The sequence below is a fragment of the Enterobacter mori genome (genome assembly GCF_025244905.1).
Classification (GTDB): Bacteria; Pseudomonadota; Gammaproteobacteria; order Enterobacterales; family Enterobacteriaceae; genus Enterobacter; species Enterobacter mori_A.
The window spans coordinates 504,243-520,732 of the sequence record NZ_CP104285.1; the positions used below are offsets into that span (position 1 = coordinate 504,243).

Consider the following 16,490-nt stretch of genomic DNA (forward strand, 5'->3'; position numbering starts at 1 on the left):
CAGCAGTCTATTAATGGACAGCACCCGACGTCATTGAATGCCGGGAGTAAAAATGGTCGAAATAAAAAAGGCAGCCGAAGCTGCCCTGTATAAACTGAAATGAATTAACGACGTACGGCAATCGCTTCGATTTCAATTTTCACGTCTTTTGGCAGACGCGCCACTTCCACGCAGGAGCGCGCCGGGAAGGTGGCGTTGTGCTCGGTGAAGAACGCTTCGTAGGTGGCGTTAACGGTCGCGAAATCGTTCAGATCTTTCACGAAAACGGTGGTTTTGACGATATCGCCCACTTTCAGGCCGGCAGATTCCACGATAGCCTGCACGTTTTCCAGCGACTGACGCGCCTGTGCCGCGACATCTTCCGGCACCGCGCCGGTTTTTGGATTCACCGGGATCTGCCCGGAAGTGATGATCATGCTGCCAAGATCAACGCCCTGAACGTAAGGGCCAATAGCCGCTGGTGCATTTTCCGTCGCGAGTACTTTGCTCATGTTTTCTCCAGAATTACAGCGTTAAGAATGTTCCCGGCCATTATAACAGCCGGGATTTCATTACCAACCTCAATTAGTTGGCCAGCACCACATAATGAGAAAACTCTTTTTCGCAGTATTTGCATTTGAGCGCGATGTCATCGGCGCGTTTTTTCACTGCAAAACTGGATGAAACCGGCTCAGCATGACTGATGCAGTTGCTGTTCGGGCACACCAGCACGCTTTCGATGCGATCCGGCAGGCTCGGGCGGGATTTGCCAACCACTTCATACTCGTCGATGCGGTTGACGGTGGCGTCCGGCGCGTACAGCGACAGCTGGTTAACCTGCTCGTCGGTCAGGAAGGTGTTCTCGATTTTGATCAGGTCTTTGCGGCCCATCTCGCCCGACGGCAGGTTCAGGCCGATGGTGATGCGCTGGTCCGTTTCGGTCAGTTTGAACAGCGTCAGCAGCTTAAAGCCCACCTGCGCAGGGATGTGGTCAATCACGGTGCCACGCTTGATGGCTTCAACCTGGAGTTTGTTATCGTGTGTCATGGTCGTCTCCCCTTACAGAGCTAATTCGCGATTCAGAACCAGTGCCAGTAACGCCTGGCGGGCGAAGATGCCGTTCCCGGCCTGCTGGAAGTACCAGGCGTGCGGCGTTTTATCCACGTCTGTGGTGATCTCATCGATGCGCGGCAGCGGGTGCAGCACCTTCATGTTGTCGCGTGCGCCTTCGAGGTCGCTGGCGCGCAGCACGAACTGCGCCTTCACGTTGGCATACTCGGACGGGTCCAGACGCTCTTTCTGCACGCGGGTCATGTAGAGAATATCCACGTGGCTCATCACCTCTTCGATGCTGGCGTGCAGGCTCCACGCAATGCCTTTTTCGTCCAGCATGTCGAGGATGTACTGCGGCATCGCCAGCGCGTCCGGGGCGATGAAGTAGAAGCGGTTGCCGTTAAATTTCGCCAGCGCCTGGGTCAGGGAGTGGACGGTACGACCGTATTTCAGGTCGCCAACCATGGCGATGTTCAGGTTCTCGAGCGTGCCCTGCGTCTCCTGAATGGTGAACAGATCCAGCAGGGTCTGCGTCGGGTGCTGGTTGGCGCCGTCACCGGCGTTCAGCACCGGAATACCGCCGGAGAACTCGGTCGCCAGACGCGCCGCGCCCTCCTGCGGGTGGCGCATCACAATCGCGTCGACGTAGGTGCTGATAACCGAAATGGTGTCCGCCAGGGTCTCGCCTTTTTTACCCAGCGACGTGTTGCTGCTGTCCGAGAAGCCCACCACGCTCGCCCCCAGGCGGTGCATGGAGGTCTCAAAGGAGAGGCGGGTGCGGGTCGAGGCTTCAAAGAAGCAGCTCGCAATCACCTTGTGCTTCAGCAGCTCCGGTTGCGGATTGGCCTTCAGTTTTGCCGCGGTTTCCAGAACCAGTTCCAGCTCTTCGCGGCTGAGGTCGTTTATGGAAATGATGTGTTTTTGATAAAGCGGATTCATGTTTATCTCCTGACGCCGGGCAAAAAAAAGCCCCTCAAATGAGGGGCTCTGGGAATAGGTTTAGCAACGGGAAGAAAAACGGCAGGCCAGCGTCTGATTTCAGACGCGGTAAGACGATATGTCGTACACGCTTGACCATGCTTCCTCCCGGCAAATTGTCGGGCATTATACGCAGCTCGCTTTGCGGATCAAGCGATTTAATGCACGCTTTACTCAATGCAAACGGTTCTTTATGAATATTAATGCGTTCTGAGTAAATAATTAATTTGCTTGTGCACCAGCGCGGTACGCTTCACGAAACGCGGGGCGACCCAGACGATACTGCTTCCGGCCACTACGCCTAAAATTTCCGGTAACTGGTGATAATCCAGAATACGCGCCACCGCGCGGCCATATCCGGCGACGGTATGGATAAGGATAAATTCGCTGTTGTGCTCCACGCTCACCACCATTTCGGAGACGGTGCGCGCGGCATCGGGGGCAGGACGCAGCTGGGGATTCAACGAATAAATCTTTAGCCCTTTGGCATTTCGAATTTTTATGACACCGAGCAACTTGAGCAGACGTGAAACGGTGGACTGGCTGATGGTCTCAAAACCACGCTCCTGCAAATCCCGGCGGATCTCCTCCTGAGAGAGATAGCTCTTTTCTGCGATCAGACGCTGGCAGACCGTTAGCTGTAGTTGCTCTTTGGGAGAGTACTCTTCGTAATCCATCATAGTTCCCTATCAGTTCCCGAAATAACCGGTGGCACTGCACCGATCCGTAGGCCGGATAAGCGCAGCGCCATCCGGCAAATTACAACAGGGCGCCCAGGCTTAACGCCACCATAATCACCACCGTTAAAATGCCCAGCAGCGGCGCGACCCATTTCAGATAGCGCACGTAGGGCACGCGGGCGATAGCCAGCCCGCCCATCACGACGGCAGAGGTGGGAGTGACCAGGTTAACGATGCCGGACGCCGACTGGTAAGCCGTGACCACCAGGTCGCGGTTGACGTTAGCGAAATCGGCAAGCGGTGCCATGATCGGCATCGTCAGAACGGCCAGGCCGGACGAAGAAGGCACAAGAAACGACAGCACCACTTCCAGCCAGTACATCACGTTGATGAACGCCACCGTCGACAACCCGGTGACCATGCCCTCGGCGCTGTGCAAAATGGTGTGGGTAATCATGCCCTTATCCATGATCACTACGATACCGCGCGCAATGCCGATAATCAGCGCGACGCCCAGCAAATCTCGCGCGCCGTTGATAAACGTCGACGTCAGCTCCTCTTCGCTCATGCGGGCGATAAGCCCCACGATAATCGCGCTGGCGAGAAACACCGCGGAGATCTCCGCCATCCACCAGCCCAGCACCGCCACGCCGTAGATCATCACCGCGAAGGCGAGGGCGAAAATGACCAGGATGATTTTGCGCACCGGGGTAAATTCCAGCGACTGTTCGCCCTTGTTGCCGAGGAAATGGGTGAGGTTCTCCTCCTGCTTGTCTGCCACGATCGACAGCGACGGATCCTTGCGGACCTTGCGGGCGTAGCGCATGACCCACGCCACGCAGATGATCCACCCGATGACCAGCAGCGCCACGCGCAGGGCGATACCGTTGGTAAAGGGGATCCCGGCGGCGTTGGCGGCGATCACCGTGGCAAACGGGTTAATGGTGGAGCCGAGTGTGCCGATCCCCGCCCCGAGCAGCACGGTAGAGGCGGCGACAACCGGATCGAAACGGGCGGCCAGCATCACCGGCACCAGCAGGGTATAGAAGGGCAGCGACTCTTCGGCCATACCGTAAATCGTGCCGCCCGCGGCAAACAGCGCCATCAGGATCGGGATCATCCACTCTTCGCGACCGCGCAGCCGGGTGGTGACGCGCTCGATCCCCGCGTCAATGGCCCCGGTTTTGGTGACGATCCCGAGAAACCCCCCGATGATCAGAATAAACAGCGCCACGTCGATAGCCCCGGCCTGGCCGGATTCCGGATCGTACAGCCCGGCAATCGGCGCCATCAGCACCGAAACCAGCCCCTGCGGATGTGCCGCGACGTGCGCGTAGGTGCCGGCTACGGGGACTTCTTTGCCGAGCGCCTCGTTCATCGCCATATGGTACTGCCCGGCCGGGACAATCCACGTCAGCACGGCAACCACGGCAATCAGGAAAAAGAGAATGGTGTAAGCGGAGGGAAATTTGAACTTGCCCATGATGTTCTCCTCAACCCGGCGCACCCGCGGCGCGCCGGGCGGTGATTAGTCGCCGAGTGTCGCCACCATGACCGCTTTAATGGTGTGCATGCGGTTCTCTGCTTCGTCGAAGACGATGGAGTTCGGTGATTCGAAGACCTCTTCCGTCACCTCCAGCCCCTTCAGGCCGTACGCCATCTCGATCTCGCGGCCCACTTTGGTGTGCTCGTTGTGGAACGCCGGCAGGCAGTGCATGAACTTGACGTTCGGGTTGCCGGTGGCTTTCATCACGTCCGCGTTGATCTGGTACGGCTTCATCAGGCTGACGCGCTCGGCCCAGGCTTCCTTCGGCTCGCCCATGGAGACCCACACGTCGGTGTAGAGGAAATCGGTCCCCTGCACGCCTTCTTCCACGTCGTCGGTGAGGGTGATGCGCGCGCCCGTCTCTTTGGCGATGGCGCGGCACTGCTCAACCAGCCCCGCTTCCGGCCAGAAGGATTTCGGCGCGACGAGGCGGATATCCATCCCCATTTTGGCCGCGCCGACCATCAGGGAATTGCCCATGTTGTTTCGCGCGTCGCCGAGGTAGGCAAAGCTCAGCTCCGGCAGGGTTTTGCCCGGAGAGTGCTCCAGCATGGTCATCAGGTCGGCGAGGATTTGCGTTGGGTGGAACTCGTCGGTCAGGCCGTTCCACACCGGCACGCCCGCGTACTCGCCCAGCTCCTCGACGATGGCCTGGCCGTAGCCGCGGTATTCGATGCCGTCATACATGCGGCCCAGCACGCGGGCGGTGTCTTTCATCGACTCTTTATGGCCAATCTGCGAGCCGCTTGGGCCGAGATAGGTGACCTGCGCGCCCTGGTCGAACGCGCCCACTTCAAAGGCGCAGCGGGTGCGGGTGGAGGTTTTTTCAAAGATCAGGGCGATGTTTTTCCCGACCAGTGTTTGTTTTTCGCGCCCGGCTTTTTTGGCTGCCTTCAGCTCAATGGCGAGGTCGATCAGGTACTGGATCTCCGCCGGGGTGTAGTCCAGCAGTTTCAGGAAGTTGCGGTTTTTCAGGTTGATGGTCATGGGTAAATCCTTTTTAAATTAATGTCTGAGACCTGACCCCTCACCCTAACCCTCTCCCCAAAGGGGCGAGGGGATGGTTTGCTCCCTCTCCCCTTTGGGGAGAGGGCAGGGGTGAGGGGCGAGGTGTGAAGTTACTCAGTTACGAATCAAGGTGCCTTTCTCGCCCGCCAGGATCTCCGCGCCGTCGGCCAGCGCGCCGATCCCGGCGATGCCGTTGCAGGCCTCAACGAACTCGCGGCAGGCGGCCACTTTCGGCCCCATCGATCCGGCGTCGAACTGCATGCCTCTGAGCAGTTCCGGCGTGACCTGCGCCAGCGGACGCTGGGTCGGCTTGCCCCAGTCGAGGTACACCGCGTCGGCATCGGTCAGGATCAGCAGGGCATCGGCCTCGATCTGCCTTGCCAGCAGGGCGGCGGAGAGGTCTTTGTCGATCACCGCCTCAATGCCGCGATAGCCGTTGGCGTTTTCCACCACCGGCACGCCGCCGCCGCCGTTGCAGATCACCAGGTGGTCGCGCTGAATAAGTGCCGTGATGGCGTCGCTCTCGACGATGCGCTTCGGCTGCGGAGAGGGCACCACGCGGCGGACGTAACTGCCGTCGGCCTTAAACACCCAGCCTTTTTCCGCGGCCAGCGCTTTCGCCTGGGCTTCGCTGTAGACCGGGCCGATGTACTTGGTCGGGTTGCTGAAGGCCGGGTCGGCGGCGTCCACTTCCACCTGGGTGAGCAGAACGCTCACCTCACGCTGGGGCAGATTGTTTTTCAGCGCCTGCTGGAGCATGTAGCCGATCATTCCCTGGCTTTCGGCGCCGAGAACGTCCAGCGGGTAGGGCGTCACTTTGTCGTAGGCGCTGTTTTGCAGCGCCAGCAGCCCGACCTGCGGGCCGTTGCCGTGCACCAGCACCACGCGCCACTGTTCCGTTAAGCCGGCGATGGTGCGTGCGGCCTGCTCAATGTTCTGGCGCTGGATGTCCGCTTCTAACGGTTCGCCGCGCTTGAGCAGCGCGTTGCCGCCCAGAGCCACAACCAGAGTGGGTTTTCGTTCCATAATGGCTCCTTTAAATTCCGTCGCGTTCCAGCGGGCAGCTCATGCAGCGCGCGCCGCCGCGGCCGCGTCCAAGTTCGTCGCCGGGGATCGGCAGCACGGTGATGCCCGCTTTGTCGTACTTCTCGTTGGTCCAGACGTTGCGCTCGTAGCCGATCACCACGCCTGGGCGGATGGTCAGGACGTTGTTGGCGTCGTTCCACTGCTCGCGCTCGGCTTCAAAGGCGTCGCCGCCGGTGGTGATCAGGCGCACCTGGTTAATGCCGAGCGCTTTCTCGATGGCGTGCAGCAGGTCGGTTTCATGCGTGCGCAGCAGGCCGCCGCGTCCGTCCGGGGTGAGCGTCCAGCACTGGGCGTCCTTGCGCACCACTTCCGGGTAAACGGAGAAGGTGTCCACGTCGATGTGGGTCATGACGGTGTCGAGGTGCATGCAGGAGCGGTGTTTTGGCAGCTCGACGGCGATCACGCGCTCGGCCTGGCGGTGTTTGAACAGGCTGTTGGCGAGGAACTCCACGCCCTGCGGCGTCGTGCGTTCGGACATGCCGATCAGTACCGCGCCGCGGCCAATAACCAATACGTCGCCGCCTTCTAAGGTGGCGTGGTCGTAATTAATATTCTCGTCGCCGAAATACTTAATAAAATCGCCGTCGGCAAACGCCGGGTGCCAGCGATATATTGCGCGGAGGTTATTCGTTTCACGCTGGCGGGCCGGTTTCGCCATGGGGTTAATAGAGACGCCGTTATAAATCCAGCACGAGGTATCGCGGGTAAATAAATGGTTCGGCAGCGGCTTCATAATAAAATCATTCGCCGTGTGGGTATCCACCACCATATTTTTAATGGCTGCCGGAATTTCTCCGTAGGTTAATCCGCCGCTCAGCCTGCGCGCCAGTTCACGGTGCGGCATATCCGCCAGCCAGCCGCGCACGTCGCCAGCAAAGGTTGGGCCGAGGCGGTAGTCAGAGATTTGCGTATCCAGCAGCCAGGCTTTTGCTTCTGCAATATCAAGGGTTTGTGTCAGAAGGTCGGTCAACAGCAGGACTTCCACACCCTGCTCGCGCAGCGTGTTTGCGAAGATATCATGCTCCTCACCCGCCCGTTCAACCGAGAGCACGTCATCGAAAAGCAGCTCCTGACAATTCGATGGCGTTAAACGTTTCAGACTTAAATTTGGGCGGTGCAGCATAACGCTACGCAATTGACCAATTTCAGAACCGACGTAATGCTTTTCCATAATTATTCCTTTAACTGTTTTTCAGAATAAAAAGGGCATGCGCCATGTGATGTATTTAATTGCATGGCGGCTAAGCTCAATTGATTTCGTGGTTCATACTAGGCGGTTAAATAATCCGTATTGTGATGTTGCTCACGCGAAAATGGATATTAAGCGGTTTGTTTTCATTTGCATGATTCGTATCAGATAATGATTAATTTCATATTATTACTGGGTGAATAGCTAAGCAGGATCCTGTGGCATTATTTGAGGTTGTTATTATTTTGTAGATTTTCATCTTTTGAAATATGTTGTTATATAACTGATTTAAAACGATAAATATCGCGCGTAAGAATGGCTATGCAATTAACGTAATTAACTATTTTTGACTTAAGAAAAATCAATAAATAATTATGGTTTTTTAGAGCGAATTATCAAAACAGTAAAGTGTGAGACGGCAACGAGTTTTGTTAATTAGGGAGCATGATCAAGAGGTTAGAAAAGTGATGCGATAAGCGTTGATCGAGGTTATGCATAACCCCTGCATAAATGCCTGGGTAGGATTAACAGCAAATTAACACCATTCCCGATAAACATGCGCTCGCGCAAACCTCTTCGAAAAAGGGCTGGTATGGCAGCCGGGATTCTCGTATAAAAGATAAAAATGAAACATTGTTTTATATTGAGGGTTGAAACATGATTATCGGCAACATTCACCATCTGCAGTCCTGGCTGCCTGACGATCTGCGCCAGGCCATTGAGCACGTTAAAGCCCACGTTACCGACGCCACGCCGCTCGGGAAACACGACATCAACGGTAACAGCCTGTTCTATCTGGTCTCTGAAGACATGACCCAGCCGTTCGCCGAGCGCCGCGCCGAGTATCACGCGCGCTATCTGGATATCCAGATCGTGTTGAAGGGGCAGGAAGGGATGACCTTCAGCACCCTGCCGCACGGCACGCCGGACACCGACTGGCTGGCGGATAAAGACATCGCGTTCCTGCCGGAAGGTGAACAGGAGAAAACCGTAGTGCTCAGCGAAGGGGATTTTGTGGTGTTCTGGCCTGGCGAAGTGCATAAGCCGCTGTGCGCGGTGGGGACGCCTGCTAAGGTCAGGAAAGTGGTTGTTAAAATGCTAATAGAGTAACCCTTACCCCTCACCCTAACCCTCTCCCCAAAGGGGAGAGGGAACTGCACCGAGCCATCTTTTCCCCCTCGCCCCATTGGGGAGAGGGCCGGGGTGAGGGGGATAATCTGTGATCCACCTTAAATTTCCCGCACTCCCTCTTCATCTCTCATTTACCTGCGCTTTTTCTGCGTCATAGTATGATCGTTAAATTAATGAACACTGTTCTATAATGTAGAACAAAATGATTCAGTAAGGAGATCTCATGCCGCAGTCCGCGTTGTTCACGGGAATCATTCCCCCTGTCTCCACCATCTTTACCGCCGATGGCCAGCTCGATAAGCCGGGCACCGCCGCGCTGATCGACGACCTGATCGCCGCGGGCGTTGACGGCCTGTTCTTCCTGGGCAGCGGCGGCGAGTTCTCCCAGCTCAGCGCCGAAGAGCGTAAAACCATTGCCCAATTTGCTATCGATCGTGTCGATCGTCGCGTGCCGGTCCTGATCGGCACCGGCGGCACCAACGCCCGGGAAACCATTGAGCTTAGCCAGCACGCCCAGCAGGCGGGCGCGGACGGCATCGTGGTGATCAACCCCTACTACTGGAAAGTGTCGGAAGCGAACCTGATCCGCTATTTCGAGCAGGTGGCCGACAGCGTCACGCTGCCGGTGATGCTCTATAACTTCCCGGCGCTGACCGGGCAGGATCTGACTCCGGCGCTGGTCAAAACCCTCGCCGACTCGCGCAGCAACATCGTCGGCATCAAAGACACCATCGATTCCGTCGCCCACCTGCGCAGCATGATCCACACCGTCAAAGCCTCTCACCCGCACTTCACCGTCCTGTGCGGCTACGACGATCACCTGTTTAATACCCTGCTGCTCGGCGGCGACGGGGCGATCTCGGCCAGCGGCAACTTTGCCCCGCAGGTGTCGGTGAACCTGCTGAAAGCCTGGCGGGATAAGGACGTGGCGAAGGCGGCTGAGTATCATCAGACCCTGCTGCAAATACCGCAGATGTATCAGCTGGATACGCCGTTCGTGAACGTGATTAAAGAGGCGATCGTGCTCTGCGGCCGCCCGATTTCTACGCACGTGCTGCCGCCAGCCTCGCCGCTGGACGAGCCGCGTAAGGCGCAGCTGAAAACCCTGCTGCAACAGCTCAAGCTCTGCTGAGCCGGACGATAACCATGACCATTGAGAAAATTTTCACCCCCCAGGACGATGGGTTTTATGCGGTGATCACGCACGCGGCGGGGCCGCAGGGCGCGCTGCCGCTGACCCCGCAGATGCTGATGGAATCCCCCAGCGGCAACCTGTTCGGCATGACGCAGAACGCCGGGATGGGCTGGGACGCCAACAAGCTCACCGGCAAAGAGGTGCTGATTATCGGCACCCAGGGCGGCATCCGCGCCGGGGACGGACGACCGGTCGCGCTGGGCTACCACACCGGGCACTGGGAAATCGGCATGCAGATGCAGGCGGCGGCGAAGGAGATCACCCGCAACGGCGGGATCCCGTTTGCGGCCTTCGTCAGCGATCCGTGCGACGGGCGCTCGCAGGGCACGCATGGGATGTTCGACTCCCTGCCGTACCGCAACGACGCGGCGATCGTGTTTCGCCGCCTCATCCGTTCCCTCCCGACGCGCCGGGCGGTGATTGGCGTTGCTACCTGCGATAAAGGGCTCCCCGCCACCATGATCGCGCTGGCCTCGATGCACGATCTGCCGACCATTCTGGTGCCGGGCGGGGCGACGCTGCCACCGACCGTGGGGGAAGACGCGGGCAAGGTGCAGACCATCGGCGCGCGCTTCGCCAACCACGAACTCTCCCTGCAGGAGGCCGCCGAGCTGGGCTGTCGCGCCTGCGCCTCGCCGGGCGGCGGGTGTCAGTTTCTCGGCACGGCGGGCACCTCGCAGGTGGTTGCGGAAGCATTGGGCCTGGCGCTGCCGCACTCCGCGCTGGCCCCGTCCGGGCAGGCGGTGTGGCTGGAGATCGCCCGCCAGTCGGCGCGCGCGGTCAGCGAGCTGGAGAACCGCGGCATCACCACGCGCGATATCCTCACCGATAAAGCCATCGAAAACGCCATGGTGATCCACGCGGCGTTCGGCGGCTCCACCAATTTACTGCTGCACATTCCGGCCATCGCCCATGCGGCGGGCTGCACGATCCCGGACGTAGAGCACTGGACGCGCGTTAACCGCAGGGTGCCGCGTCTGGTCAGCGTGCTGCCCAACGGCCCGGACTATCACCCGACCGTGCGCGCGTTCCTCGCGGGCGGCGTGCCGGAGGTGATGCTCCACCTGCGCGATCTCGGCCTGCTGCATCTGGACGCCATGACCGTCACCGGCCAGACGGTGGGCGAGAACCTCGACTGGTGGCAGGCGTCCGAGCGCCGTAAGCGCTTCCGCAAGTGCCTGCGCGCGCAGGACGGCGTGGATCCGGATGACGTGATCCTGCCGCCGGAGAAGGCAAAAGCGAAAGGGCTGACCTCGACGGTCTGCTTCCCGACGGGCAACATCGCACCGGAAGGATCGGTGATCAAGGCCACGGCGATCGACCCGTCGGTGGTGGATAACGATGGCGTTTACCGCCACACCGGCCGGGTGCGGGTATTTGTCTCGGAAGCGCAGGCGATCAAGGCCATCAAGCGGGAAGAGATCAGGCAGGGCGATATCATGGTGGTGATCGGCGGCGGGCCGTCCGGCACCGGCATGGAAGAGACCTACCAGCTTACCTCGGCGCTGAAGCATATCTCGTGGGGCAAGACGGTGTCGTTAATCACCGATGCGCGCTTCTCGGGCGTGTCGACGGGCGCCTGCTTCGGCCACGTCTCGCCGGAGGCGCTGGCGGGCGGACCGATTGGCAAGCTGCGCGATAACGACATTATCGAGATAGCCGTCGACCGACTGACGTTAACGGGCAGCGTGAACTTTATCGGCACGGCGGACAGCCCGCTGACGCCGGAGGAGGGGGCGCGCGAGCTGGCAATACGGCAGACGCATCCGGACCTGCACGCCCACGACTTTTTGCCGGACGACACCCGCCTGTGGGCAGCATTGCAGTCGGTGAGCGGCGGCACCTGGAAAGGCTGTATTTATGACACCGATAAAATTATCGAGGTAATTAACGCCGGTAAAAAAGCGCTCGGCCTTTAATTATTTATTGATAAAAATCCGTCTGCGGAAAATATCCCGCTGGCGGTTTTCGTGTTTCTGTAATTTTCTAATTTAAACAATAAGTTGAGATATATCGTTGGCGTCACAAAAGCAAAATAACGTAATTCAGAAATAAGATATGACCATTGCTGGTTAATTGAACAGCTCATTACACTCCTGTAACACGACGTTGTAAATTCAGCACACTAAAAAAGGGTGTAATTCTGATGACGCAATTAACCATGAAAGACAAAATTGGCTACGGGCTGGGTGATACCGCCTGCGGCTTCGTCTGGCAGGCTACCATGTTCCTGCTGGCCTACTTCTATACCGACGTCTTCGGCCTGTCGGCGGGCATAATGGGCACGCTGTTTTTGGTCTCCCGCGTGCTCGACGCCGTGACCGACCCGCTGATGGGGCTGCTGGTGGACCGCACCCGCACGCGTCACGGCCAGTTCCGCCCGTTCCTGCTGTGGGGCGCGATCCCGTTTGGCATCGTCTGCGTGCTGACCTTCTACACGCCGGACTTCTCCGCGCAGGGCAAAATCATCTACGCCTGCGTGACCTATATTCTGCTAACCCTGGTCTACACCTTCGTTAACGTCCCGTACTGCGCCATGCCGGGCGTCATCACCGCCGACCCGAAAGAGCGTCACGCCCTGCAGTCCTGGCGCTTTTTCCTGGCGGCGGCGGGCTCGCTCGCCATCAGCGGCATCGCGCTGCCGCTGGTAGCATCATCGGCAAAGGGGACGAGCAGGTGGGCTATTTCGGCGCCATGTGCGTGCTGGGGCTGAGCGGCGTGGTGCTGCTTTACGTCTGCTTCTTCACCACCAAAGAGCGCTACACCTTTGAGGTGCAGCCGGGCTCGTCGGTGGCGAAAGATCTCAAACTGCTGCTGGGCAACAGCCAGTGGCGCATCATGTGCGCGTTTAAGATGATGGCGACCTGCTCCAACGTGGTGCGCGGCGGGGCGACGCTCTACTTCGTGAAATACGTGATGGATCACCCGGAGATGGCGACTCAGTTTTTACTCTACGGCAGCCTCGCCACCATGTTCGGCTCGCTCTGCTCCTCCCGCCTGCTGGGCCGCTTCGACCGCGTCACCGCCTTCAAGTGGATCATCGTCGCCTACTCGCTGATCAGCCTGCTGATTTTCGTCACCCCGGCCGAGCATATCGCCCTGATTTTCGCCCTCAACATCCTGTTCCTGTTCGTCTTTAACACCACCACGCCGCTGCAGTGGCTGATGGCCTCCGACGTGGTGGATTACGAGGAGAGCCGCAGCGGACGCCGCCTCGACGGGCTGGTGTTCTCCACCTACCTGTTCAGCCTGAAGATTGGCCTGGCGATTGGCGGCGCGGTGGTGGGCTGGATCCTTGCGTACGTGAACTATTCCGCCAGCAGCAGCGTGCAGCCGGTCGAGGTACTCACCACCATCAAAATTCTGTTCTGCGTGGTGCCGGTGGTGCTCTACGCGGGCATGTTCATCATGCTGTCGTTCTACAAGCTCACCGACGCGCGCGTGGAGGCCATCAGCCAGCAGCTGATCAGGCACCGCGCGGCGCAGGGCGAGGCCGTTCCTGACGCCGCGACAGCCGCAACCCATTAAGCGGAGGCAATATGGAAATTACTAACCCGATCCTGACCGGCTTCAACCCGGACCCGTCCCTGTGCCGCCAGGGCGAGGACTACTACATCGCCACCTCGACCTTCGAGTGGTTTCCCGGCGTGCGCATCTATCACTCCCGCGACCTGAAAAACTGGTCGCTGGTCAGCACGCCGCTGGACCGCGTGTCGATGCTGGACATGAAGGGCAATCCGGACTCCGGCGGCATCTGGGCGCCGTGCCTGAGCTACGCCGACGGAAAATTCTGGCTGCTCTACACCGACGTGAAGATTGTCGATTCGCCGTGGAAAAATGGCCGCAACTTCCTCGTCACCGCGCCGTCCATCGAAGGGCCGTGGAGCGAGCCGATCGCGATGGGCAACGGCGGGTTTGACCCGTCCCTGTTCCACGACGACGATGGCCGTAAGTACTACCTCTATCGTCCGTGGGGGCCGCGCCACCACAGCAACCCGCACAACACCATCGTGTTGCAGGCGTTCGATCCGCACACCGGCACGCTCTCGCCGGAGCGCAAAACGCTGTTTACCGGCACGCCGCTCTGCTACACCGAGGGGGCGCACCTGTATCGCCACGCGGGATGGTACTACCTGATGGTGGCCGAAGGCGGCACCAGCTACGAGCACGCCGTCGTGGTGCTGCGTTCCAAAAACATCGACGGGCCGTACGAGCTGCACCCGGAGGTGACGATGATGACCAGCTGGCACCTGCCGGAGAACCCGCTGCAGAAGAGCGGCCACGGCTCGCTGCTGCAGACCCACACCGGGGAGTGGTATATGGCTTATCTCACCAGCCGCCCGCTGCGCCTGCCCGGCGTGCCGCTGCTGGCCTCCGGCGGGCGCGGCTACTGCCCGCTGGGGCGCGAGACCGGCATCGCGCGTATTGAATGGCGCGACGGCTGGCCGTACGTGGAAGGCGGCAAGCACGCGCAGCTGACCGTGCCCGGCCCGCAGGTGGCCGAGCAGCCCGCAGCCGTTCAGAACACCTGGCGGGACGATTTCGACGGCAGCACGCTTGACCCTGAACTTCAGACCCTGCGCATTCCGTTCGACGACACCCTCGGCTCGCTTACCGCACGACCGGGCTTCTTACGGCTCTACGGCAACGACTCGCTCAACTCGACCTTTACCCAGTCGACCGTGGCGCGCCGCTGGCAGCACTTTGTCTTCCGGGCGGAGACGCGGATGCAGTTCTCGCCGGTCCACTTCCAGCAGAGCGCGGGGCTGACCTGCTACTACAACAGCAAAAACTGGAGCTACTGCTTTGTGGACTACGAGGAGGGGCAGGGGAGAACCATCAAGGTGATCCAGCTCGACCACAACGTGCCGTCGTGGCCGCTGCACGAGCAGCCGATTCCGGTGCCGGAGAGTGCGGAGAGCGTCTGGCTGCGGGTGGACGTGGATACGCTGGTCTACCGCTACAGCTACTCGTTTGACGGCGAGACGTGGCACGCCGTGCCGGTCACCTATGAGGCGTGGAAGCTGTCGGACGACTACATCGGCGGGCGCGGCTTCTTTACCGGCGCGTTTGTGGGGCTGCACTGCGAGGACATCAGCGGCGACGGCTGCCACGCGGACTTCGACTACTTCACCTACGAGCCGGCATAGCGGCTCAGGCCGGGTAGCCCAGCGCGCGTGACAGCTCGAGCCCCGCCTGCTGGAGCTGCTCGCGGAAATTAGCCAGCTCGGCGTCGTCCACGCGGGAGGTCAGCGTCGACAGGCTCAGGGCGGCAATCACGCGGGATTCGTGGTTCCACACCGGCACCGCCACGCAGCGCACGCCCTGCTCGTTCTCTTCGCTGTCCAGGGCATAGCCCTGCTCGCGGGTCTGCGTCAGGGCGGTCATTAACGCTTCGCGGGAGGCGAGGGTCGCGGGAGTAAAGGTGGTGTAGTGATAGCCCTCCAGCAGGGCGTTCAGCTCGGCCTCGCCCAGCCAGGCAATCAACACCTTGCCGATGGCGGTGGCGTGAACCGGCAGGCGGCGGCCGATACGCGAATAGGCGATGGCGGCCAGCTTGCCTTCAATCTTCTCGATATAGACCCCTTCACGCCCGTCCAGGATCCCCAGATGGGTGGTCTGCCCGGTCCGCTGCGACAGCTCCGTCAGCCAGCCTTTCGCCTTGTGGCGAATATCGATGGAGCCCACGACAAAATGGCCGCGCTCGACCAGCTTCATGCCAAGGCGATATTTGCCGTTCTCCGGGTTCTGATCGATATAGCCGTGAAGCTGGAGGGTTTTCAGCAGCGAGTGGAGGGTGCTCTTGCTCAGCCCCATCAGTTTGCTGATGTCGGTGATCTTAAGCTCGGTGGCCTGCTCGTTGAACAGGTCGAGGATCTGCAACGCACGTTCAACAGACTGAATAATCGGCATAATGCTGGCATGTCCACGCTGGAATGAAGGCGAAAACGTACCTTTTTCGGGGTGAAAAATCAATTGAGCAGGCCTGATTTGCCCGGCGGCGCTTCGCTTGCACAGGCCTACGGGCTGGGTGTTCTCCCTCTCCCTTGAGGGAGAGGGCTGAGGTGAGGGTATCAGGCCGCATCGTCACCTGATTTGCCCGGCGGCGCTTCGCTTGCACAGGCCTACGGGCTGGGTGTTCTCCCTCTCCCTTGAGGGAGAGGGCCGGGGTGAGGGCACCAGGCCGCATCACCGCCTGATTCGCCCGGCGGCGCTTCGCTTGCACGGGCCTACGAGCTGGGTGTTCTCCCTCTCCCTTGAGGGAGAGGGCCGGGGTGAGGGCATCAGGCCGCATCGTCGCCTGATTCGCCCGGCGGCGCTTCGCTTGCACGGGCCTACGGGCTGGGTTTTCTCCCTCTCCCTGTGGGAGAGGGCCGGGTGAGGGCATCAGGCCGCATCATCGCCTGATTCGCCCGGTGGCGCTTCGCTTGCACGGGCCTACGGGCTGGGTGTTCTCCCTCTCCCTGTGGGAGAGGACCGGGGTGAGGGCACCAGGCCGCATCACCGCCTGATTCGCCCGGCGGCGCTTCGCTTGCACGGGCCTACGGGCTGGGTTTTCTCCCTCTCCCTGTGGGAGAGGACCGGGGTGAGGGCACCAGGCCGCATCACCGCCTGATTCGCCCGGCGGCGCTTCGCTTGCACGGG

The 16,490-nt window shown here is 59.9% G+C and carries 14 protein-coding genes and 2 pseudogenes; 6 read left to right on the forward strand and 10 right to left on the reverse strand.

All coding sequences use genetic code 11. The annotated features are described in order from the left end of the window. Positions 1-104 precede the first annotated feature (104 nt). The 4 genes from ridA to N2K86_RS02430 all read right to left on the reverse strand — a co-directional run bounded on the left by ridA (position 105) and on the right by N2K86_RS02430 (position 2,110). Positions 105-491: a 2-iminobutanoate/2-iminopropanoate deaminase gene (gene ridA, locus N2K86_RS02415; protein ID WP_008501391.1), complete on the reverse strand. Its 387-nt coding sequence runs from the start codon at positions 489-491 to the stop codon at positions 105-107. A gap of 73 nt (positions 492-564) precedes the next feature. Then, positions 565-1,026, reverse strand: a complete 462-nt coding sequence (gene pyrI / locus N2K86_RS02420; protein ID WP_023310197.1) for an aspartate carbamoyltransferase regulatory subunit — start codon at positions 1,024-1,026, stop codon at positions 565-567. Positions 1,027-1,038: 12 nt separating this feature from the next. Beyond that, positions 1,039-1,971 carry an aspartate carbamoyltransferase gene (gene pyrB, locus N2K86_RS02425; protein WP_048027955.1) on the reverse strand — a complete coding sequence of 311 codons (933 nt, stop codon included), beginning with the start codon at positions 1,969-1,971 and terminating at the stop codon, positions 1,039-1,041. 34 nt (positions 1,972-2,005) lie between these two features. Beyond that, a complete protein-coding gene (locus tag N2K86_RS02430; protein WP_071524139.1) occupies positions 2,006-2,110 on the reverse strand; it encodes a pyrBI operon leader peptide in 105 nt (34 codons plus the stop codon). Here N2K86_RS02430 and N2K86_RS02435 point away from each other — a divergent pair. Beyond that, a pseudogene (locus N2K86_RS02435) lies at positions 2,090-2,207 on the forward strand (hypothetical protein). The gene N2K86_RS02430 and the pseudogene N2K86_RS02435 sit on opposite strands and share 21 nt — an antisense overlap. Before the next feature lie 3 nt (positions 2,208-2,210). Here the strand turns inward: N2K86_RS02435 and N2K86_RS02440 are convergent. The 5 genes from N2K86_RS02440 to arcA form a co-directional block, all read right to left on the reverse strand. After that, positions 2,211-2,690 carry an arginine repressor gene (locus N2K86_RS02440; RefSeq protein WP_193358608.1) on the reverse strand — a complete coding sequence of 160 codons (480 nt, stop codon included), beginning with the start codon at positions 2,688-2,690 and terminating at the stop codon, positions 2,211-2,213. Between the two features lie 79 nt (positions 2,691-2,769). Continuing rightward, complete coding sequence (locus N2K86_RS02445) at positions 2,770-4,173, reverse strand: YfcC family protein (RefSeq protein WP_193358607.1); 1,404 nt, start codon at positions 4,171-4,173, stop codon at positions 2,770-2,772. A gap of 45 nt (positions 4,174-4,218) precedes the next feature. Further along, positions 4,219-5,223 carry an ornithine carbamoyltransferase gene (gene argF / locus N2K86_RS02450; RefSeq protein WP_003863360.1) on the reverse strand — a complete coding sequence of 335 codons (1,005 nt, stop codon included), beginning with the start codon at positions 5,221-5,223 and terminating at the stop codon, positions 4,219-4,221. Between the two features lie 135 nt (positions 5,224-5,358). Beyond that, positions 5,359-6,270 (reverse strand): carbamate kinase, encoded by a 912-nt coding sequence (gene arcC / locus N2K86_RS02455; RefSeq protein WP_047637804.1) that lies wholly within the window; start codon positions 6,268-6,270, stop codon positions 5,359-5,361. A 10-nt stretch (positions 6,271-6,280) separates the two neighbouring features. After that, positions 6,281-7,501, reverse strand: coding sequence for an arginine deiminase (arcA, locus tag N2K86_RS02460; protein ID WP_260660339.1), 1,221 nt, complete (start codon positions 7,499-7,501; stop codon positions 6,281-6,283). A gap of 675 nt (positions 7,502-8,176) precedes the next feature. Between arcA and N2K86_RS02465 the strand changes: the two genes are divergently transcribed. The 5 genes and pseudogenes from N2K86_RS02465 to N2K86_RS02485 all read left to right on the forward strand — a co-directional run bounded on the left by N2K86_RS02465 (position 8,177) and on the right by N2K86_RS02485 (position 14,995). Next, a complete protein-coding gene (locus N2K86_RS02465) occupies positions 8,177-8,629 on the forward strand; it encodes a YhcH/YjgK/YiaL family protein (protein WP_260660340.1) in 453 nt (150 codons plus the stop codon). A 244-nt stretch (positions 8,630-8,873) separates the two neighbouring features. Further along, complete coding sequence (yagE, locus tag N2K86_RS02470; protein WP_260660341.1) at positions 8,874-9,782, forward strand: 2-keto-3-deoxygluconate aldolase; 909 nt, start codon at positions 8,874-8,876, stop codon at positions 9,780-9,782. 14 nt (positions 9,783-9,796) lie between these two features. Beyond that, entirely contained in the window at positions 9,797-11,764 is a 1,968-nt protein-coding gene (gene yagF / locus N2K86_RS02475) for a xylonate dehydratase YagF (protein ID WP_260660342.1), read from the forward strand. Positions 11,765-11,991: 227 nt separating this feature from the next. Further along, positions 11,992-13,373, forward strand: a pseudogene (locus N2K86_RS02480) (MFS transporter). A gap of 11 nt (positions 13,374-13,384) precedes the next feature. Then, a complete protein-coding gene (locus N2K86_RS02485; protein ID WP_260660343.1) occupies positions 13,385-14,995 on the forward strand; it encodes a glycoside hydrolase family 43 protein in 1,611 nt (536 codons plus the stop codon). A 4-nt stretch (positions 14,996-14,999) separates the two neighbouring features. Here the strand turns inward: N2K86_RS02485 and xynR are convergent, their stop codons facing one another. Further along, entirely contained in the window at positions 15,000-15,758 is a 759-nt protein-coding gene (gene xynR, locus N2K86_RS02490) for a DNA-binding transcriptional repressor XynR (protein WP_260660344.1), read from the reverse strand. Positions 15,759-16,490: the final 732 nt, after the last annotated feature.

Excerpts from the sequence above, each read along its gene's own strand:
- yagF (WP_260660342.1), top strand. The coding sequence starts at position 9,797 with ATGACCATTGAGAAAATTTTCACCCCCCAGGACGATGGGTTTTATGCG.
- arcA (WP_260660339.1), bottom strand. The coding sequence starts at position 7,501 with ATGGAAAAGCATTACGTCGGTTCTGAAATTGGTCAATTGCGTAGCGTT.
- pyrB (WP_048027955.1), bottom strand. The coding sequence starts at position 1,971 with ATGAATCCGCTTTATCAAAAACACATCATTTCCATAAACGACCTCAGC.
- N2K86_RS02430 (WP_071524139.1), bottom strand. The coding sequence starts at position 2,110 with ATGGTCAAGCGTGTACGACATATCGTCTTACCGCGTCTGAAATCAGAC.
- ridA (WP_008501391.1), bottom strand. The coding sequence starts at position 491 with ATGAGCAAAGTACTCGCGACGGAAAATGCACCAGCGGCTATTGGCCCT.
- yagE (WP_260660341.1), top strand. The coding sequence starts at position 8,874 with ATGCCGCAGTCCGCGTTGTTCACGGGAATCATTCCCCCTGTCTCCACC.
- pyrI (WP_023310197.1), bottom strand. The coding sequence starts at position 1,026 with ATGACACACGATAACAAACTCCAGGTTGAAGCCATCAAGCGTGGCACC.
- argF (WP_003863360.1), bottom strand. The coding sequence starts at position 5,223 with ATGACCATCAACCTGAAAAACCGCAACTTCCTGAAACTGCTGGACTAC.
- N2K86_RS02485 (WP_260660343.1), top strand. The coding sequence starts at position 13,385 with ATGGAAATTACTAACCCGATCCTGACCGGCTTCAACCCGGACCCGTCC.
- N2K86_RS02445 (WP_193358607.1), bottom strand. The coding sequence starts at position 4,173 with ATGGGCAAGTTCAAATTTCCCTCCGCTTACACCATTCTCTTTTTCCTG.
- xynR (WP_260660344.1), bottom strand. The coding sequence starts at position 15,758 with ATGCCGATTATTCAGTCTGTTGAACGTGCGTTGCAGATCCTCGACCTG.
- N2K86_RS02440 (WP_193358608.1), bottom strand. The coding sequence starts at position 2,690 with ATGATGGATTACGAAGAGTACTCTCCCAAAGAGCAACTACAGCTAACG.
- arcC (WP_047637804.1), bottom strand. The coding sequence starts at position 6,270 with ATGGAACGAAAACCCACTCTGGTTGTGGCTCTGGGCGGCAACGCGCTG.
- N2K86_RS02465 (WP_260660340.1), top strand. The coding sequence starts at position 8,177 with ATGATTATCGGCAACATTCACCATCTGCAGTCCTGGCTGCCTGACGAT.